This is a genomic window from Xanthomonas sp. NCPPB 4467 (assembly GCF_041475665.2).
Lineage (GTDB): Bacteria > Pseudomonadota > Gammaproteobacteria > Xanthomonadales > Xanthomonadaceae > Xanthomonas > Xanthomonas dyei.
Genome location: NZ_CM191260.1, coordinates 1,156,157 through 1,175,344, shown reverse-complemented (window position 1 = coordinate 1,175,344; position 19,188 = coordinate 1,156,157). Strand labels below are relative to the sequence as shown.

Here is a 19,188-nt window from a genome sequence, read left to right as displayed (position 1 = left end):
TACCGACAGTGAATCAGCACTGACACTTAAAGCTTTGCTAATAAAACGTAGCGAGCAGTCGTCAGGTGGGGGTGGACGGCGCGCTCAGAACCGGCGTGGACGAGTGGACCATGGCGCACCGAGCACCGGCCGCGCCCGCCTGGCGGTGAGCACAGTCGTTGTGTTGGCCGCTCTTGGCTTTCCCTTCTCCCTGCGGGGAAGGTGCCCCGAAGGGATAAATGAAGGAACGAGCGAAGCTACGTGCAGTGTCGTTATACGACGGCTTCGTCCCTCACACCCACACCGCTCCTGAGGGAGAGGGACTTGATGCTCCGCATTTGAACGTTGGTTGATCACGCAGGCGATAGGTTGCTTGCCATCGCACACGTAGCGATTGCCTCGACATGCCGTGCAGCACACCGCGCAGTAGTTGAGCCTGCGCAGGTGCATGTATTTACTGAGCCGGCTGCTGCTGTGGCGGTTGTTGCTGCGGCGCTTGCTGATTGCCGAAGTCCACCTGCGGCGCGCGCGAAATCTGCGCTTCGTTTTCCACGCTGAAATTCGGCTTGGGCTGGTAGCCGAAGATCTTGGCGGTGATCACCTGCGGAAACGAGCGGATATAGGTGTTGTAGTCCTGCACGGTCTGGATGTAACGGCCGCGGGCCACGGTGATGCGATTTTCGGTGCCTTCCAGCTGCACCTGTAGATCGCGGAACGACTGGTCGGACTTGAGCTGTGGGTAGTTTTCGCTGACCACCAGCAACCGCGACAGCGCACTGCCCAGTTCGCCCTGCGCCTGCTGAAAACTCTTGAGCGAGGCTTCATCGTCGGCATTGACCTGGATCTGCCCGACGCGTGCGCGCGCATTGGTGACTTCGGTCAGCACCTGACGCTCCTGCTGCGCATAGCCCTGCACGGTGCGTACCAAGTTGGGAATCAGGTCGGCACGGCGCTGGTACTGGTTGAGGACTTCCGACCAACCGGCTTTGACGCCTTCTTCTTTTTGCTGGATCGCGTTGTACCCGCACCCCGACAGCGAGGCGGTCAGGAGCAGCAATACCAGAGCACGCATCAGGACAGACATGCAGGCGATTCCGTTGAAAGAGAGCCGCAGCATGCCACGCGCCAAGTCAAACCCGCATGCACATGCGCCTGCCAGGCGTGCGAGGGGTAGTGCGCCTCGAAACGACCGGCAGTCCCTGATGAGCAACCACGTCGATCTGCGGTCCGTGGCGACGGCGCTCGCACCCTGAGGCGAGCCCGTCGACGCATGGCGCCGCGTATTGACAGGCCATGCGTGCCGCGCGAGCTCGCGCCCCTCTCCACCCCGAGTGCACCAAGCGCAAGTTGCCAATCTCGTGTGTTTGCGCAACACGTGGCGCGCGCCTGATCGAGCAAGACATGTCCAGCCCTGCCGAGCGTACCTGCGCGCTGTTGCCAAAGCAGGAGATCGCCCGGCGGCGGGCCGTCCGCATGTCTGCGCGATTGATCAGGATGTGATGCGCAACCGGCTGACCGTCAAGATCGCACCCGTCTCAAAACACCCGCGGCAACAGAATCAACCCCCAGCACAGCAGCACATTGATCAGCAGCAGAAACACCGCTGCCGATCCCATGTCCTTGGCGCGGCCGGCGAGCACGTGGTGCTCGGGGCCATAGCGTTCGATCACCGCTTCGATGGCCGAATTCAACAGCTCGGCGGCCAACACGATCAACAACGGCGCGATCAGCGCGATGCGTTCCAGCGGCGACTGACCGAGCCAGATGCCCAACGGAGCCATCACCACGGCCAGGCAGACTTCCAGCCGGAATGAGGATTCGTGCAGCCAGGCTGCACGTAAGCCCTGCCACGACCAGACCGCGGCCTTGAGCATGCGGCGCGGTCCGCGCGGCACGTGTCCCAATTGATCGGCCATGCGTCAGTGCTTCCGGCCGCGAGGGCACGTCAGGGGACAACAAGAACGCATGGCATGATCGCTGCTGGGGAAAGTGCGAATCTTGCACCGTGACGCCGCGCATCGCCAGCCACGGTGTGGTTTGCCCTCAGCTCGCAGACTGCTGCACCATGGGCAGCCCGCTCTCTCGCTGCAGGTTTCCGTATGACTCGACGCGTCTTGCGCACACTGCTGTGCACCCTCGCACTGCTCTCCGGCCAGGCCATCGCGCAGGCCCATCAGGCCCCACACGCCGCGCCTGCGGTGCCCGCACAGGTGTCCAACGTGGCCTGGGAAGACGACATGCAGCGCTTTGCGGCCAGCGATGCGCGCCAGCCGCCGCCCAGGCACGGCATCGTGTTTGTCGGCAGTTCGTCGATCCGCTTCTGGGACACGCTGGCGCAGGATTTCCCCGGCAAACCGGTGATCAATCGCGGCTTCGGCGGCTCGGAGGTGCGCGACAGCACCTGGTACGCCGACCGCATCGTGATTCCGTATGCGCCACGTCAGGTGCTGCTGTATGCCGGCGATAACGATCTCAACAGCGGCCGCACGCCCGAGCAGGTGCGCGATGACGTGGTGGCGTTCGTCGCCCGCATTCGGCGCGATCTGCCCAAGACGCGCATCAGTTATCTGTCGATCAAGCCCAGCCCCTCGCGTGCGCAGTTGCTGCCGTCGGTGATCGCCGCCAATCGCCTGATCAAGGACGCACTTGCGCCGCTGCCGCGCGTGGATTTTGTGGATGTCTACACGCCGATGCTCGATGCCAGTGGCAAGCCGCGCCCCGAACTGTTTCGCGAGGACATGCTGCACATGACTGCAGACGGCTATGCAATCTGGCGTAAGGCAGTGGCGCCGGTATTGGAGCAAAAATAAGGATCAAGTGGAACAGCCCATGCCGACGCTATCGAGCGGCGACAACGCGCCTGGCAAGCACCAACCGACCTACGCCACCACCACCGCCACCGAAGTCCCTAGACCTGCCTCGCTGTGCAGCTCGATCCGCCAACCGAAGCGGTCGCACAGCCGCCGCACGATCGACAGGCCCAGCCCGGTGCCTTGCGGGCGCGTAGGGTCTGCGCGGAAAAACGGCTCGAACGCGCGTGCACGTGCCTCCTCGCTCATGCCGATACCGGTATCACGCACCACGATGCGATCCTGGCTGACTTCCACTTCGATGCTGCCGGTGTCGGTATAGGCGCAGGCGTTGCGCAATAGGTTGCTCAGTACCACCCGCATCACCCGCGGCGGCGCGAACATCTGCAGGCTGCCCTCGCCGACCATGCGCAAGGAAACCGGCTTGTCGCCGAGCAATTCGCGGGCGCTCTCGACCTCTTCGCTGGCTAGCTCAGCCGCGTCGAAGGTCTCGCTTTGCGGATCGATCTCCGCTTCGCGCGCCAGGATCAGGAACGCGTCGATTACCGCTTCCATGTCGCGGCCGGCACGCTGGATGCGGCGCAGGCTTCGCTGGGTACGCTGCGATAGCTCGTCGTCGGCCAGCGCCATGTCGCTGGCCACACGGATCACCGTCAACGGCGTGCGCAGTTCATGACTGGCATCGCGGGTGAAGTTGCGTTCGCGCGCGACGTGGTCGCTGACCCGCTGGCCGAGCGCGTGCAATGCGGCGGCCAACTGCCGGGTCTCGCCTTGCAACTCTGCCGGCAACCGCTCCGGCGATAATTCGTCCACATCCGGGTTGCGCGGGTCCCAGTGCGACACGCGTCGCGCGAGCCAGCTGATCGGCGACACCAGGCGCTTGGACACGCGGTAGGTGAACCATGAAACGCCGTAAACGCCCAGCAGCACGATGATCGCCGGCACCACGCCGAACCACAGCGTCAGATGCGCGGCCCGCGAGCGCGGAAATACCAGATACAGGCGTCCTTCGGGGCGTTGGTCCACATAGACCAGCGCATCGGCAGCGGCCACCTCGCTGAACCCCGGCGACAGGGTTTGCAGCGCGCGCGGCGCCGCATCGGCGGCGGTGCCGGCAGGCGAGAAATACCCTTGAATATTGCGCGTATTCGGCGGCCGGTTGTCCGGCGCGCTCTTGTGCATGCGCCAGAAGTGCACGGCCTCATCGGCCAGCACGGTGCGCACCAGGCTGTACTTGATCACGAAGGAAATCAGATACCCGCCTAGCACGATCGCCAAGCTCGCCAGCGCGACCTGCAGCAGGAAGGCGAGACGTATTTTTCGCGGGAGCCCGTGTGGCATTGCTGCATCCAGGGGAGAGCGCCGGATTATAGGCAACGCTTCCGTGAGTCCGTCGTGCAGCCAGCCGGCCGCACGGGAGAACGAGCGGCGCGTGTGCGCCTACAGGATCGGCCGGCCGCCAGTCGGCAGCCGGCCGGCGACATCAGGCCATCGGTTGGGCGATGTCGGCAATGCGATAGCCGGCGCTCTGCACGGTGTGCAGCAGCGGGCGATCGAACGGCTTGTCGATGATCTTGCGCAGGTTGTACAGATGGCTGCGCAGGGTGTCCGAGTCCGGCAACCCATTGCCCCAGATTTCGCGTTCGATTTCCTGGCGTGTCACCACGCGCGGCGATTCGCGCATCAGGATGGTGAGCAGGCGCAGGCCGATCGGCGAGAGCTGCAGCTCGGTGCCGGCACGGGTGGCGCGCATGCTGACCGGGTCGAGCACCAGGTCGGCGACCTTGAGCACTTCCGAGCCCACCTGACGACGCTCGCGGCGGATCAGGGCACGCAGGCGCGCTTCCAGTTCCTGAATCGCGAAAGGCTTTGTCAGGTAATCGTCGGCGCCGAAACCCAGGCCGGTGAGCTTGTCGTCCAGCGTGTCGCGGGCGGTCAGCATCAGGACCGGAGTGGACTTGCGTGCGTCGTTACGCAGACGGCGGCACACTTCGATCCCGTCCAGGCGTGGCAGCATGAGGTCCAGCACGACCACGTCGTAGCTGTTCTCGGCGGCCAGACGGTAACCGTCCAGTCCGTCCTGCGCATAGTCGACCTCGAAGCCACGGCCTTCCAGGTACTCGCCGATCATTTCGGAGATATTGCGGTTGTCTTCGACGACCAGCACGAGGCCGGACGTTTCCTTGGTCTGACGCATGGACTTTCCTCGGTCTTCAGCTTTGTGAAACATGCCGGATCGGCGGTGGAAAGCACGTGAAGACCAAATAACGTTACATGACGCGCCTGGTTCAGCGCGCCAGCAACGGGCGCAGCGCGGGCCACACCGTTTCCAGCACCTTGGGCTGCGCCGCCGCGGTCGGATGCAGGCCGTCGGCCTGCATCAAGCCAGGCTGCAATGCGACCTTCTCCAGGAAGAACGGCACCAGCGCGGTGTTGTACTGTTTGGACAGGTCGGCGTAGGCAGCTTTCAGGCGCTCGCGATAGGCCGGGCCGTAGTTCGGCGGCACATCGATGCCCAGCAACAGTACCTTGGCGCCGGCCTGCTGGCTGAGCTGGATCATCTTTTCCAGGTTGCCCTTGAGCTGGGCCGGGGTCAGCCCGCGCAGCGCATCGTTGCCACCCAGCTCGATCACCACCACCCCGGGGCGATGCTTTTGCAATAGCCCTGGCAGCCGGGTCAGCGCGCCCGATGTGGTCTCGCCGCTGATGCTGGCATTGACGACCGGCGGTGGCGTCGCCATGTCACGTTTCAGGCGTTGGTCCAGCAAGGTGACCCAGCCGGACTGCACCGGGATGTTGTGCGCAGCGCTCAGGCTGTCGCCGACCACCAGGATCGGTGCGGTCGCAGCCGGACTTTTGGCAGAGGCAATTCCCGGCGCAAGCAGGGACAGTGTCAGCAGCCACAAGACCAGCGCGCCATATTGCAGTGTTCTTTCACGCATTCGGAGATTCCTCATCGACAGTCTGGCCCCCCGCTCCAGCACCCGCACCGCCATCGACGTCCGCGAGGTCGGCAAATCCGTCAGTGGACCGGAGGGAACACTCCACATCCTCGACAACGTCAGCTTGACGGTCAGTGAAGGCGACAGCATCGCCATCGTTGGGGCGTCCGGTTCGGGCAAGACCACCCTGCTCGGCCTGCTCGCCGGGCTGGACCTGCCCACCCGCGGCAGCATTGCGCTGTCCGGCCAGAACCTGGGCCAGCTCGACGAAGAAGCGCGCGCGGCCCTGCGCGCGCGCGAGGTCGGCTTCGTGTTCCAGAGCTTCCACCTATTACCGGCGCTCACCGCCGAAGAGAACATCGCGCTGCCACTGGAACTGGCCGGGCGCGAAGATCCGGCGCGGGTGCGCGAGGTGCTGGAGGCGGTGGGCCTGAGCGCACGTGCGCGGCATTACCCGCGCCAGCTGTCCGGCGGCGAGCAGCAACGTGTGGCGCTGGCGCGCGCGTTCGTGGCCAAGCCGCGCATCCTGTTTGCCGACGAGCCGACCGGTAGCCTGGACCAGACCACCGGCGCGCAGATCAGCGACCTGTTGTTCGCGCTCAACGCCACCAGCGACACCACCCTGGTACTGGTGACCCACGACATGACCCTGGCGCAGCGCTGCCATCACATCTACCGCATCGACAGCGGCCGCCTGCACGCGCAACCCGGTTCTGCCGCATGAACGTGCTGCGGCAGGCCGCGCGTGCGGTACGGCGGGAATTTCTGGCAGGCGACCTGCTGACCGTGTTCGCCGCGCTGGTGCTGGGCGTGGCGGTGATGACCGCAGTGGGCACCCTGGTGGACCGGGTGACCCTGGCACTGACCTCCAGCGCAGCCGAAGTGCTGGGCGGCGACCTGGGTGTCACCGGACGCCAGGAGATCCCGGCCGACTTCACCGACGAGGCGCAGCGACGTGGGCTGCAAAGCACGCGCATGGTCAGCTTCCCGAGCGTGTTGTTTCATGGCGAGGCCAGCCAGATGGCCAACATCCGCGGCGTGGGGCCCGGCTATCCACTGCGCGGTCAGTTGCTGGTCTCCAAAGGCGCTAGCGACCCGGAAGGCACCCCCGCCACCGCACCGCCGCCGGGCCAGGCCTATGCCGACCCGCGGCTGCTGGAAGCCCTCGGCCTGCGCGTAGGCGAACAGCTGGAGTTCGGCGCCGGCCATCTGACCATCACCGGCGTGCTGCGCGCCGAGCCGGACGCCTCCGGTGAGTTGATGCAGCTGTCGCCGCCGTTGCTGGTCAACCGCGCCGACATCGAGGGCGCCGGCCTGCTGGGCCCGGGCAGCCGTGCCTCCTACCGCTTGATGTTTGCCGGTGCGCCGAACGCGATCGCCGACCTGCGCGCCTGGCTCAAGCCGCGCGCCAGCGAATACCGCCTGGTCGGCATCGAGGACACCCAACGCGGCATGCGCGCCGCGTTCGATCGCGCCGGGCGTTTCCTGGCCCTGTCGGCGTTGCTGGCGGTGTTGTTGTCCGGCGTGGCCACCGCACTGGCAGCCAATCGCTTTGCGATGCGCCGCATCGACACCGTGGCGGTGCTGCGCTGCCTGGGCGCAAAACAGCGCGACATCCTGGCGATGCTGTCGCTGCAATTGCTGTTGACCGCCATCCCGGCCTGCCTGGTCGGCATTGGCTTGGGCATGCTGGCGCAGGAAGGCCTGGTGCAGGCGCTGGGCAGCCTGATCCCGAACCGGCTGCCGTTGCCGCAGGCCACCCCTGCGCTGGCGGGTGCGGGCATCGGCCTGGTGCTGCTGCTGGGCTTCGGCCTGCCGCCGCTGCTGCGGCTGCGTAACGTGCCGCCGATGCGCGTGCTCAACCGCAGCTTTGCCGCGGTGCCGCCGAGCTCCCTGCTGGTGTATGCGGCCGCGTTGGCCGCCACACTGGCGCTTACTGTCTATGCCACCGGCAACCTGGTGCTGGCCGGCTGGGTGTTGGGCGGCCTGGCCGCGCTGGCGGTGGTGGCGATGCTGCTGGGGCTGGGATTGCTGACGTTGCTACGGCCGATCCAGCACCGCCTGCGCGGGGCCTGGAAGCTGGGTCTGGCCTCGCTGACGCGCCGACGTGGGTTGAGCGTGGTGCAGTTGGTCGGTCTGTCGCTGTCGTTGTGCGCGCTGTTGCTGCTGGCGGTGGTCGGCCCGGGCCTGCTTGGCCAATGGCGCGACCGTTTGCCTGCGGACACGCCCAACTACTTCCTGATGAACATCCAGCCCGAGCAGACCGCGCCGGTGCTGCAGACCTTGCGCGGCCTGGGTGTGGACAACGCGGCGGTGGAGCCGTTTTCCACCGGGCGGCTGATCGCGATCAACGACAAGCCGCCTGTCCGCGGCGACCGCGACCCGCAGGACGATGGCGACGGCGACAACCGCCCGGTCAATTTTTCCTGGCGGCATGCATTTCCGCCGGCAAATACGCTGTTGCAGGGCAAGTTCTGGGCAGCCGAGAGCACCGCAGCGGAAGCCTCGGTGGAAGAAGGCTGGGCACAGCGCTATCAGCTCAAGCTCGGCGACCGCATCACCTTGTTGCTGGGCGAACAACAGCGCAGCTTCACCGTTACGAGCATCCGCAAGGCCGATTGGGATTCGTTCCGGGTCAACTTCTTCCTGCTGCTCAACCAGGGCGCGGTGGGCGATGCGCCGTACAACCTGATTTCTGCCTTCCATCTGCCGCCCGGTAGCGCACCCAAGCTGGCGTCGCTGAGCCGCGACTACCCCAATATTTCGGTCCTGGATATCGACGCCATTCTCGGCCGCGTGCGCGAGGTGATCGACCAGGTGGCGCAGGCCGTGCAACTGGTGATGGGCTTCAGCCTGCTGGCCGGCGTGCTGGTGCTGCTGGCCGCGTTGCAGGCCACCGCAGGCGAGCGCCGCTACGACAGCGCGGTGCTGCGTACCTTGGGCGCACGGCGCGGGCAGTTGCGTGGCGCCGTGCTGGTGGAATTCGGCGCGTTGGGGCTGCTGGCCGCAGGCCTTGCGGTGACGGCCGCCGCCGTCATCGGCGCGGTGGTCGGGCAGCAGGCGTTCGACATCGCACTTGCACCGGATTGGCCGCGGTTGTTGCTGGGTGGCGCGTTCGGGCTGGCGTTGAGCCTGCTTGCAGGCTGGTCGGGCACCCGGCGCATTCTGTCCACGCCACCTGCGTTGGCGCTGCGCACCGAATAACGCCCGCCATAGACGCGGCCAAGCGTTGGCTATCGGCTGAGTCGTCCGCCACCAGATGCGCTCCATGACCCACTGTCATGGAGCGCTGCGCCTTACGACGCGATCGGCATCGCCGGTGTCGCGCCGCATATACCTGCAGCGCATAAGCACCTTGCCAATCGTACGTTCGCAGCGGCGGCCGGACTGCCTAGAGTGATCAGTCCGGTCGCCGTTCGGGCGGCCTTTAGCTGTCGTCGAGGTGCCACCGTCATGGCCAGCGTGAGTTCTGCAGCGCGCGTGCAATCGCCGCGCAACGATGCCGCCGCCGTGCAGACGTCCGGCGTGCGAATCGTGCCGTTCGACGCGCCGCTGGGCGCGGAAGTCCTGGGGCTGGATCTGTCGCAGCCGCTGGATGCCGCCACCTTTGCGCGTATCCATCAGGCACATCTGGACCATCACGTGCTGGTGTTCCGCGATCAACGCATCACGCCCGGGCAGCAGGTGGATTTCAGCCGCCGTTTCGGGCCGTTGCAGATCCATGTACTGCGCAACTTTCAGCTGCCCGGGCATCCGGAAGTGCTGGTGGTGTCCAACATCAAGGAGAACGGTGAGCCGATCGGGCTGGGCGATGCCGGGCATTACTGGCACTCGGACCTGTCTTACAAGGAAACGCCCAGCCTGGGCTCGCTGCTGCATGCGCAGGAACTGCCCAGCGAAGGCGGCGACACCTTGTTCGCCAATCAGCAACTGGCCTGGCAAACGCTGCCCGAGCCGCTCAAGCGGCGCGTGCAGGACCTGCGTGCCGAACATAGTTATCTCGCCAAATACGAAGCGCTGCGCGCACGCAACCCGTGGCGCCCGGCGCTGACGCCCGAGCAGATTGCCGAAGTGACGCCGGTGCAGCATCCCATCGTGCGCACGCACCCGGAAACCGGGCAAAAGGCGCTATTTGTCAGCGAACACTTCACCACCCGTATCGTCGGGCTGCCCGACGACGAAAGTACTGCGTTGCTGCAGACATTGTTCGAACACAGTACCCGCGATGCCTTGGTGTACCGGCATCAATGGCAGGCGCACGACATGGTGTTCTGGGACAACCGCTCGGTCATGCATCTGGCTGCCGGCACACCCGACCACCTGCGCCGCCGGCTCAACCGCACCACCATCGAAGGCGATGCGCCGTTCTGAGCGTGCGCCTGCCCCCTCCTCCCCCTTTCGACTGGAGCGCCGCATGCGTTTGACCGTCACCTCTCACGCACCGTCGCAGCGCCGCACAGTCTCGAGGCGCGTCGCGGTGTTGCTGCTGGCAGCACTGCCGTTGCTGCTGAGCGCCACCGCGCAGGCAGAAGGAAAGCTGCGCATCGCCAAGCAGTTCGGCATCGTCTACCTGCTGCTGGATGTGGTACAGGACCAGAAGCTGATCGAGCAGCAAGGCAAGGCCGCTGGCGTGGACATCGATGTGCAGTTCCTGCAGTTGTCCGGCGGCGCGGCGGTCAACGATGCCTTGCTCACCGGTTCGATCGATATCGCAGGCGCAGGCGTCGGGCCGTTGTTCACCATCTGGGACCGCACCCGTGGCCGGCAGAATGTGCGTGGCGTGGTTTCGCTGGGCAATTTTCCGTACTACCTGATCAGCAATGACCCGCGCATCAAGAGCATCGGCGACTTCACGCCGCAGGACCGTATTGCAGTGCCGGCCACCGGCGTGTCGGTGCAATCGCGGTTTCTGCAACATGCCTCGCAACAACGCTGGGGCGACAAGGGCACCCATCAGCTGGATCCGTTGCAGGTGGCATTGCCGCACCCGGATGCCGCCGCAGCGATCATCCGTGGCCGCACCGAAATCACCGCGCATTTCGCCAGCCCGCCGTTTCAGGAACAGGAACTGGCGCGCAACCCGGCCGCGCATATCGTGACCAGCTCCTATGACATCGAAGGCGGCCCGTCGTCGGCCACGGTGTTGTACGCCACCGAAAAATTCCGCCGCGACAACCCCAAGACCTATCGCGCGTTTGTGGCCGCACTGGATCAGGCGGCGAAATTCGTCACCGCGCACCCGGAGCAGGCGGCGGATATCTTTTTGCGTCGCAATGGTTCAAGCATCGATCGCGCGCTGGTCTTGCAGATTCTCAAGGACCCCAAGGTGCAGTTCACCGTGGCGCCGCAGAACACGCTGAAGCTGGGCAAGTTCATGCAACACAGCGGTGCGATCAAGCAGGCGCCTGCCAAGGTGGGCGATTATTTCTTCGATGATCCGCTGATTGCAGGCGGGAGCTGAGCGATGAGCACACCCTTGCTGCAAGTGGATCATGTCAGCCTGGAATATGCATCCGCGCAGCGCGTGGTGCGCGCAACGCATCGGGTGCGCTTCGATGTGCATGAAGCCGATCGTTTTGTGCTGCTTGGGCCGTCGGGATGCGGCAAGTCCACCTTGCTCAAGGCGGTGGCCGGCTTCGTCAGTCCGCGCGAAGGACAGATCCGTCTGGACGGGCGCACAGTGACCGGACCAGGGCCGGATCGAGTGGTGGTGTTCCAGGAGTTCGATCAACTGGCACCGTGGAAGACCGTGCGCGAGAACGTGATCTTCGGCCTGCGCGCAGCGCGCAAGCTCAGCCGCGCCGAAGCGCGCGAGCGTGCCGACGAAAGTCTGGCGCAGGTCGGGTTGAGCGCGTTTGCCGAGGCCTACCCGCACACCTTGTCCGGTGGCATGAAGCAACGCGTTGCCATTGCCCGCGCACTGGCGATGCGCCCGCGGGTGCTGTTGATGGACGAGCCATTCGCTGCGCTGGACGCGCTGACGCGCTCGCGCATGCAGGAGCAGGTGCTGGAACTGTGGGAACAATTGCGCTTCACGCTGTTGTTTGTCACCCACTCCATCGAGGAAGCGCTGGTGGTCGGCAACCGTGTGTTGCTGCTGTCGCCGCATCCCGGCCAGGTGCGCGCCGAACTCAACGCGCACGCGTTCGGGCCGCACAGCGCCGGGAGCGTGGCGTTTCAGCAAACCGCGCAGCGCATTCACCGCTTGCTGTTCGACCTGCCCGACGCCACGCTCGACAACGACAAGGTGGCGCCGTTGCGTCGCCCGGCCATGCGTCAACGCGAGGCACTGCCATGAGCCGCAGCCCTGCCGCCAGGCTGCCACCACTCCCGCCGGTGCGCGCCGAGTACGAACTGGCCGTCCAGCCACTGGACCCCGCACTGATCGCCACGGCCGCGCCTGCGCGCTGGCAGGCGCCGCCATGGCTGCGCAAGGCGCTGGTGCTGGCGGTGCTGGTGGCGGTATGGGAAATCGCCGCGCGGGTAGTCGGCGACGATCTGATGCTGCCCAGCGCATGGCAGACCGCACGCGCGTTTTTTGAGGGGCTGCTGTCGGGCGAATTGCTGCGCCGCGTGGGTGCCTCGCTAAAGGTGCTGGCGCAGGGGTATGTGCTCGGCGTGGTGCTGGCCTTCGTGCTCACCGCCCTGGCCGCCTCCACGCGCTGGGGCCGCGATGTGCTCGGCACGCTGACGGCGATGTTCAACCCGCTGCCCGCCATCGCGCTGCTGCCGCTGGCCTTGCTGTGGTTCGGGCTGGGCACCGGTAGCCTGGTGTTCGTGCTGGTGCATTCGGTGCTGTGGCCGCTGGCGCTGACCACCTACGCCGGCTTCCAGGCAGTGCCCGAGACCCTGCGCATGGCCGGCCGCAACTACGGCTTGCGTGGTCCACGCTATGTGGCGCAGTTGCTGATCCCGGCGGCCCTGCCGGCGATCCTGTCCGGGTTGAAAATCGGCTGGGCGTTCGCCTGGCGCACCTTGATCGCGGCCGAACTGGTGTTCGGCGCCACCTCCGGCCAGGGCGGCCTGGGCTGGTACATCTTCCAGAACCGCAACGAGCTGTACACCGACAAGGTATTCGCCGGCCTGGCCATGGTGATCGTACTGGGCCTGCTGGTGGAAGGCGTGGTGTTCCAGGCCATCGAACGTCTCACCGTGCGCCGCTGGGGGATGCAGCGCTAGCAGGGTGAGCGTGGGAGCCGCGATGTGAGGTCAGTCGTTTTGCATGGCCCTGTTGCAGACCAGCGTATCCCCCGGGCCTCCGACCACCTTAGCCTGCGCCCGGCGCATCGAAACGGTCGCGTGCGCTTAACGGCACTGGCTTATGCTGCCGGCCCCTTTCCTGCCGTCCGCCGTCATGCCTACCGCCTTCACTGCGTACCTGTACCCAATCCTGCTGCTGCTCGCCAGCAACGTGTTCATGACCTTCGCCTGGTACGGGCATCTGAAGTACAAAAGCACGCCGCTGATGATCGCGATCCTGGTCAGCTGGGGCATCGCGTTTTTCGAATACTGCCTGCAGGTGCCGGGCAATCGCCTGGGCAGCGCGGTGTATTCGGCGCCGCAGCTCAAGGGCATGCAGGAAGTGATCACGCTGCTGGTGTTCGCCGGCTTCTCGACCTTCTACCTGGGCCAGTCGCTGAAGTGGAATCACTGGGCCGCATTCGGGCTGATCCTGGTGGCGGCATTTTTGATGTTCAAGGAATAACGTCTGCCTTGCCCGTAGGAGCGCACCTGGGCGCGACGGGCATTACCAGGAAGGCCGCGTCGCGCCCGGATGCGCTCCTACGACGTTCTTGTGCGTCATTCATCGGTTCGACACGAGGTGATCAGGTTGCTGGTGTTTGCCGGCTTCTCGACCTTACGTCGCTGAAGTGGAATCACTGGGCCGCATTCGGGCTGATCCTGGTGGCGGCATTTTTGATGTTCAAGGAATAACCGCGGTCTTGCCCGGAGGAGCGTACCCGGGCGCGACGGGCGTTACCGGGAAGGCCGCGTCGCGCCCGGGTGCGCTCCTACGAGAGCCGGTGGTTAGTTCGCAGGCTCCACCCACTGCGCGAAGACCGCGTCGAGTTGCGCGTCCTTGACCGGCTTGCCCTTCTGCACGGTGTCGGCCTGTTCGAAAATCGGCATGATCATCGCCATGCCATCGGGCTTGGTTTTCAGATGCAGGCCTGGTGGGGTGTCGAGGAAGGTGGCCCAGCGCGAGCGCACCTTGGCCCAGTAGCCTTGCGTGGCTTTCCAGTAGGCGTAGGCCGGCGCAAAGTCGACCTCGGTGGTCTTGCGGTAATCGTTGAAGCCGAACTCGCGCGCGATGGCCTGCTGGCTTCCATCGGGATTGCGCACCACCTTGGTGTTGAACTGTTCGTGCGTCCAACCGCTGGGCGTGAGCGTATGGCGATTGATCACCGACAGCGCGTTGTAGTCGCTGCGCTTGGTGTATTCGCGGCGCGGCAACGGACGCCAACTCAGGTCGCTGGTCCAGGTGGGGTGACCGTCGGCGTAGTCCCAGCGCCCGGTGCCGCAATAACGCGGCGCATCGCTCACCTCGAACACGCATTGCGTCCATGCACCTGCAGTCGTCGTCGCCGACACAGCGCGCACCTGCCAGGTCTGATCGGAGCTGAATTCGAAACGCTGCGGCACTTCGTAGACCCAATCCTGCCGCCAGTGCTTGGTCACATGCTTGGTCTTCTCGTCCACCAGCAGGTGCTGCAGCACGATCTTGCGTGGCGTGTCTTCCACCACAATCACCACCTCGTTGGCAGCGCTGCGCATCGCCGACGCGCGCTCGTAACCGGGCTTGAGCAACACGGTTTCGTCGAAGGCGAAATCCACCGCGTATTCGCCCTGCATCGCCAGGATGCTCTGGCGATCGCGATCGCGATCGGGCTCTGCGGCCGCAGTGGCGACCACCGGTAACAGGCTCAGCATCGCTGCAGGAAAATACGCGAACAGTCGGCTCATCGGAACTCTCGGTCGTGGTCGTGGTCGTGGGAACGTCAGCGGCGCAGTCGCAGCAGCGACGTGGTCATCTCGGTGGGATCGGTACCGCGCGAGGCGGCAGCGCGTGCGCAGCAGCAATCGTCCGCTGCCACACGCCCGTCGATGCCTTCTTCGCGGGCCAGGCGCGCGGCAACCTCGGCGCCCAGCGCAGACACGGTCGCAAGGCTGGCAACCAGCGGCTGCTGGCGGTTGGCAGTGGACTGCAGGCGCAGCGCGCTCAAGCGCCAGCTCTCACCGCGCAGGCGTCCGGCCAGCCGATGCCATAAGCGTTCGCCGACACCCAGGCCGTGCGTTTCCGTCGGCAGTGGCGGCAAGCGCGAGACCAGACGATCCCAACTCAAAAAATCGCTGTCCGGCAACAGATACAGCCGCCAGCAGCATTGGCCGTCGGCATCGAAAAACCAGATGCTTTCGCGCACGCCATCGCTGTCCACCTGGCGCGAGACGGCGGCATCGACGGCGTGCTGCCAGCCATCGAGTTCATTGCCCAGCGCTGGACGATACAAACACAGCACCGTGCCCAGCGCCGACAACTGCGGTACGCGCGGCAATGCCGCGCGGCTGGCACCTGCACCCGAGGACAACGGCTGTGAGCGGGGGATAGGCATGGCGGCTACCAACTCACGGCCAAGCTGACCGACGCGGTGCGTCCGGCGCCGGTAAACCGATCCAGCACCGTGCTGCTGGCCAACGTGCCGTTGGGCAGCGCATTCCAGTCCACGTAGCGGCGGTCGGCCAGATTGAAAATGCCTGCAGTGACCTTGGCGCCGGGTGCGAATTCCCAATGGCCCATCACATCCAGCGTGGCGTAGCCGGCCGGCGTGTAATAGCTGTCCAGCTGCGGGCGGCGCTTGCGTGCGACAACGGTGCCGATCAATTCCGCACCCCAGCCATCGCTGTCGAAGGCGACGCCCAGCGTGCCGCGCAACGGGTCGACCGAATTCAGTGGTGTGTCGTCGGTGAGGTTGTCGCCTTGCGAATAGGCCACCGCGCTGTTCAACGACCAGCCTTGCCAGCCGGCCAGCGCGCCCAGATCCAGCCCGCCGCGCGCTTCGGCGCCCTTGATCACCACATCGTCGACATTGCGCGACTGGAACAGCAGTAAACCCTCCGCGTTGGTGCCGGCTGGTGCGTACGATTCGATGAAGTTGCGGTAGTCGGTATAGTACACGCTCACCCCCAGATAGCCGACGGCATCGTTGAAGCGCAGCCCCAGCTCGCCGCCGCGACTGGTCTCCGATTTCAACTCCGGGTTGGCGATGGCGGTGTAGCGCGCCTGCAGATTGGTAAAGCCGATATTGACGTCGTTGTACGGCGGCGCGCGAAAGCCGTGCGCATAGTTGGCATACGCCGACCAGGCTGGCGAGAACCGCCACACCGCGCCGAATTTCGGCGACACCTGCGTCTGGTCGATGGTGGCCACCGCCACGCCGGGATTGTCTTCGCGGAAGATGTCGTCCAGCTGCGGCGCCAGACGGAAATAATCCACGCGCACGCCTGGGGTCAGCGACAACCTGCCATCCAGCAGATCGATTTCGTCCTGCGCATACAGACCGAGCTTGGTGGTTTCGCTCTTGGGGAAATCGCGCACCGGAAACACGTCCTGGCCAACGCGGCTGCTGACCGCGCCATTGGCCAAATTCACCGAATACCCGTCGCGCTTGGCGCGCGTGTCGGTCCAGGTGCCGTCCAGGCCGTAGGTGATGTCGTGGGTCAGCGCCACGGTTTCGATGCGCTTGTGCGCATTGACCAACAACCCGTACACGCGCTGGTCGAAAGTGTGTTCGTTGTGGCGGCGCGTATTGTTGCCACGTAATTCATCGGTGCGTTGCAGGCTCTCGCTGTCCTGGCGATAGAGCTGCCATTGCAGATCGTCGGCCAGCGCCGTGTCCAATGCATCCAGCTCATGCCGCAGCGACACCCGCGCACGGGTCTGATGATCGCGGCCGTCCTGCGACAGGATGCGCAGCGATGGCGTGGTCACACGCGGGTCGATGCCGCTCAGCGCTTCGATGCTGCCATAGTCCTCGTTGCCTTCGACGGTGAGCTTGAAACGTTGCTGCGCGTTCGGTGCGTAGACCAGTTTGGCCAGCACGCTGCGCCCGTCGATGGTCTGCGGATTGGCCGCAGTACGCGTGAAGTCGCGGCTCCGGTTATCGCCCTGGTTTTGCGCTTCCTGGCCCTGGCGATGCGCCACGGCGACCATGCCGCTCCAGCGCTCGCCGCCGAATGCGGCGGTCGCACCGGCAAACAAGCCATTCCAGTCGCCTTCGTAACCGAACTTCAGCCCGACATAGCTGCGCTTGTCGGCGCTCAGATAATCCGACGGGTCCTTGGTCACAAACGCCACCACGCCACCCAGCGCATCGGAGCCGTACAGCGAGCTGGCCGGCCCACGGACGACCTCCACCCGCTTGAGCGTTTCGAGGTCGACAAAATTGCGGTTGGCATTGAGATAGCTGCCGAAGGCGAAGGTGTCCGACACCGGCACGTTGTCCACCAGGATCGCGACGCGGTTGCCATCCAGCCCACGAATGCGGATGCCGCTGGCGCCGGCAAAGCGGCCGCTGTTGCTGGTCACCGACACCCCGGGCGTGTAGCGGAACAAATCCTTGAGCTCGCGCACCAGCTGGTTATCCAGTTGTTCGCGGTCGATCACATCCACCGTGCCCGGCACATCGATCAGTGCGCGCTGGGTACGCGTGGCGGTGACCTGCAGGCGATCGAAGTCGTGCACCTCACGCGCAGCATCGCCGCCGGCGTCCGAGTCGGCAGCATAGGCACACAACGGAACAGCAGGCAGCGCAAGCGAGAGCGCGACCACCAGCGGATGCAGGCGAATCATCTAGGAACCTTTGCGGGAGAACCCCGGCAGCGCACGCTGCGGCATGCCGCATGCGGCAACCGGGGGTGGAGAGGTCGGCGGTGGGCAGCGGCGGCATGCCCACATCGATCGTAGTGTGCGGCTGCCGGTCGGCACGGCCGCACTGCGCAGCGCAACATCGGCTGCGAAAACGCAATCACTGCGTGGCGCGATTGGAGCAGTTGCGCGGCGCGTCTGCCTCAAGGCCGCTGCCGGACGACCCGCATCGGGTCGCCCGCATCGGCTCGGCGCGACTTACTTGGTCAAAATGAGCTTGTCGTTGCTGGTATGGCGCAGGCGATAGACGCGGTCGCCATGCTGGATCAGCACTTCGCGGCGCCCCTTGAGCAGCGCCTGGCTGCTGATGAGGTCTTCGGCAGGCACAACACGCGGCACGGCGCGGTCGCGCAGGTTGACCGGTTCGGAGCGGAGCAGCACGGGATGAGCGGTCATGATCGGGTTCTCCAGTCGGTTGGCCAGACAAATAATAACCATTCTCATTTAATGATCAAGAGCCATTCTCATTTGGATCGCTCGATCTTTGCATCGCTTCACAGTTATCGATTGACGCAACCAATCGTTTCTGCTGCACGACTCAGCGCGTCGCTGCGTCTACTCGCTCCCAGCCCGCCGCATCCACCTGCGCCAATGTGTCCAGCGCACCGAGATTTTCTTCCAACTGAGAGACCCGGCTTGCGCCCAGGATCACCGTGGACACGTGCGGGTTGCGCAGGCACCAGGCGATGGCCAGCCGTGCCGGGGACTGCCCGAGCTCGGCAGCCACCTCACAAAACGCGCGGGCCCGCTCGAGACGGCGCGATTCGGGCGTGCCCAGCACTTCGTCCTGCAGCCAGGCATTTTCCGGCTGGCCCAGGCGGCTGTCGGCCTCCACGCCGCCGTTGTATTTGCCGGTCAACAAGCCCGACGCCAGCGGCGACCAGATGGTGGTCCCCAGCCCGGCCTCGCACAGTGGCGCGTACTCGCGCTCCAGCCGCTGCCGATGCAGCAGGTTGTACTGCGGCTGCTCCATCGCCGGCGCATGCAGGTGTTCCTGCTCGGCGATCGCGATGGCCGCACGCAACTGCTCGGCGCTCCACTCGGAGGTGCCCCAGTACAGCACCTTGCCCTGGCGAATCAGCGCGTCCATCGCGCGCACGGTTTCCTGGATCGGCGTGTCCGGATCGGGCCGGTGGCAGAAATACAGATCCAGATAGTCCACGCGCAAGCGCTTGAGCGCCGCATGGCAGGCGTCGGTGACGTGCTTGCGCGAGAGCCCGCGCTGGGTCGGGCGCGGGCTGTCCACCGCACCGAAGAACACTTTGCTCGACACGCAGTAGCCATCGCGCGGCAGACGCAGATCGCCGATCACATCGCCCATTACCTCTTCGGCGCGGCCGCGTGCGTAGACCTCGGCGTTGTCGAAAAAATTGATGCCGTTGTCCCAAGCAGCGGCGATCAGGTTGCGCGCCTCGCCGCGCCCGATCTGCTTACCGAAGGTCACCCAGGCCCCGAACGACACGGCCGACAATTGCAGCCCGGTGGAACCCAGACGACGGTAAAGCATGGCGATCTCCTGCGACCTCCAGGGCAC

Annotated in this window: 18 protein-coding genes, 1 other RNA gene and 1 pseudogene; 9 read left to right on the top strand and 11 right to left on the bottom strand. The window is 65.4% G+C overall.

What is annotated here, in order from left to right; genetic code table 11:
* Positions 1–35: 35 nt before the first annotated feature.
* The 3 genes from ACCQ06_RS04985 to ACCQ06_RS04975 all read right to left on the bottom strand — a co-directional run bounded on the left by ACCQ06_RS04985 (position 36) and on the right by ACCQ06_RS04975 (position 1,895).
* Positions 36–112, bottom strand: a non-coding RNA gene (locus ACCQ06_RS04985) — sX9 sRNA.
* A gap of 321 nt (positions 113–433) precedes the next feature.
* On the bottom strand, positions 434–1,063 hold the full coding sequence (locus tag ACCQ06_RS04980) for a LemA family protein (RefSeq protein ID WP_104614910.1): 630 nt from the start codon (positions 1,061–1,063) through the stop codon (positions 434–436).
* Between the two features lie 451 nt (positions 1,064–1,514).
* Positions 1,515–1,895, bottom strand: a complete 381-nt coding sequence (locus ACCQ06_RS04975; RefSeq protein WP_104614909.1) for a diacylglycerol kinase — start codon at positions 1,893–1,895, stop codon at positions 1,515–1,517.
* Positions 1,896–2,078: 183 nt separating this feature from the next.
* Here ACCQ06_RS04975 and ACCQ06_RS04970 point away from each other — a divergent pair, with 183 nt between their 5' ends.
* Positions 2,079–2,789: an SGNH/GDSL hydrolase family protein gene (locus ACCQ06_RS04970; RefSeq protein WP_316690582.1), complete on the top strand. Its 711-nt coding sequence runs from the start codon at positions 2,079–2,081 to the stop codon at positions 2,787–2,789.
* A 69-nt stretch (positions 2,790–2,858) separates the two neighbouring features.
* Here ACCQ06_RS04970 and ACCQ06_RS04965 read toward each other — a convergent pair whose 3' ends face one another.
* The 3 genes from ACCQ06_RS04965 to ACCQ06_RS04955 all read right to left on the bottom strand — a co-directional run bounded on the left by ACCQ06_RS04965 (position 2,859) and on the right by ACCQ06_RS04955 (position 5,746).
* Positions 2,859–4,130: a sensor histidine kinase gene (locus ACCQ06_RS04965; RefSeq protein WP_316690579.1), complete on the bottom strand. Its 1,272-nt coding sequence runs from the start codon at positions 4,128–4,130 to the stop codon at positions 2,859–2,861.
* 142 nt (positions 4,131–4,272) lie between these two features.
* Positions 4,273–4,986 carry a response regulator transcription factor gene (locus ACCQ06_RS04960; protein ID WP_002811889.1) on the bottom strand — a complete coding sequence of 238 codons (714 nt, stop codon included), beginning with the start codon at positions 4,984–4,986 and terminating at the stop codon, positions 4,273–4,275.
* A 91-nt stretch (positions 4,987–5,077) separates the two neighbouring features.
* Entirely contained in the window at positions 5,078–5,746 is a 669-nt protein-coding gene (locus tag ACCQ06_RS04955; RefSeq protein WP_316692503.1) for an arylesterase, read from the bottom strand.
* A 109-nt stretch (positions 5,747–5,855) separates the two neighbouring features.
* Between ACCQ06_RS04955 and ACCQ06_RS04950 the strand changes: the two genes are divergently transcribed.
* The 8 genes and pseudogenes from ACCQ06_RS04950 to ACCQ06_RS04915 all read left to right on the top strand — a co-directional run.
* Entirely contained in the window at positions 5,856–6,455 is a 600-nt protein-coding gene (locus ACCQ06_RS04950) for an ABC transporter ATP-binding protein (RefSeq protein WP_228324379.1), read from the top strand.
* Positions 6,452–8,935, top strand: coding sequence for an ABC transporter permease (locus ACCQ06_RS04945; RefSeq protein WP_104614904.1), 2,484 nt, complete (start codon positions 6,452–6,454; stop codon positions 8,933–8,935). Before ACCQ06_RS04950 ends, ACCQ06_RS04945 begins: the two co-directional genes overlap by 4 nt.
* A gap of 249 nt (positions 8,936–9,184) precedes the next feature.
* Positions 9,185–10,102, top strand: a complete 918-nt coding sequence (locus tag ACCQ06_RS04940; protein WP_316690576.1) for a TauD/TfdA dioxygenase family protein — start codon at positions 9,185–9,187, stop codon at positions 10,100–10,102.
* A gap of 43 nt (positions 10,103–10,145) precedes the next feature.
* Complete coding sequence (locus ACCQ06_RS04935) at positions 10,146–11,192, top strand: ABC transporter substrate-binding protein (protein WP_316690574.1); 1,047 nt, start codon at positions 10,146–10,148, stop codon at positions 11,190–11,192.
* Between the two features lie 3 nt (positions 11,193–11,195).
* The gene (locus tag ACCQ06_RS04930; protein ID WP_104614901.1) at positions 11,196–12,029 is read left to right on the top strand and encodes an ABC transporter ATP-binding protein; all 834 of its coding nucleotides are present in this window, start codon (positions 11,196–11,198) and stop codon (positions 12,027–12,029) included.
* The gene (locus ACCQ06_RS04925; protein ID WP_316690572.1) at positions 12,026–12,910 is read left to right on the top strand and encodes an ABC transporter permease; all 885 of its coding nucleotides are present in this window, start codon (positions 12,026–12,028) and stop codon (positions 12,908–12,910) included. Before ACCQ06_RS04930 ends, ACCQ06_RS04925 begins: the two co-directional genes overlap by 4 nt.
* A gap of 175 nt (positions 12,911–13,085) precedes the next feature.
* Positions 13,086–13,436: a DMT family protein gene (locus ACCQ06_RS04920; RefSeq protein ID WP_104614992.1), complete on the top strand. Its 351-nt coding sequence runs from the start codon at positions 13,086–13,088 to the stop codon at positions 13,434–13,436.
* Between the two features lie 114 nt (positions 13,437–13,550).
* Positions 13,551–13,666: pseudogene (locus tag ACCQ06_RS04915) on the top strand (DMT family protein); the annotation flags it as partial.
* Between the two features lie 93 nt (positions 13,667–13,759).
* Here ACCQ06_RS04915 and ACCQ06_RS04910 read toward each other — a convergent pair.
* The 5 genes from ACCQ06_RS04910 to ACCQ06_RS04890 form a co-directional block, all read right to left on the bottom strand.
* Positions 13,760–14,695 carry a DUF6607 family protein gene (locus ACCQ06_RS04910; protein WP_316690569.1) on the bottom strand — a complete coding sequence of 312 codons (936 nt, stop codon included), beginning with the start codon at positions 14,693–14,695 and terminating at the stop codon, positions 13,760–13,762.
* 35 nt (positions 14,696–14,730) lie between these two features.
* A complete protein-coding gene (locus ACCQ06_RS04905) occupies positions 14,731–15,342 on the bottom strand; it encodes a Hemin transport protein (RefSeq protein ID WP_316690567.1) in 612 nt (203 codons plus the stop codon).
* 5 nt (positions 15,343–15,347) lie between these two features.
* Positions 15,348–17,579, bottom strand: a complete 2,232-nt coding sequence (locus ACCQ06_RS04900) for a TonB-dependent hemoglobin/transferrin/lactoferrin family receptor (protein WP_104614897.1) — start codon at positions 17,577–17,579, stop codon at positions 15,348–15,350.
* Between the two features lie 273 nt (positions 17,580–17,852).
* Positions 17,853–18,092, bottom strand: coding sequence for a hemin uptake protein HemP (hemP, locus tag ACCQ06_RS04895; protein ID WP_228324430.1), 240 nt, complete (start codon positions 18,090–18,092; stop codon positions 17,853–17,855).
* Positions 18,093–18,192: 100 nt separating this feature from the next.
* Positions 18,193–19,161 carry a potassium channel beta subunit family protein gene (locus ACCQ06_RS04890; RefSeq protein WP_228324387.1) on the bottom strand — a complete coding sequence of 323 codons (969 nt, stop codon included), beginning with the start codon at positions 19,159–19,161 and terminating at the stop codon, positions 18,193–18,195.
* Positions 19,162–19,188: the final 27 nt, after the last annotated feature.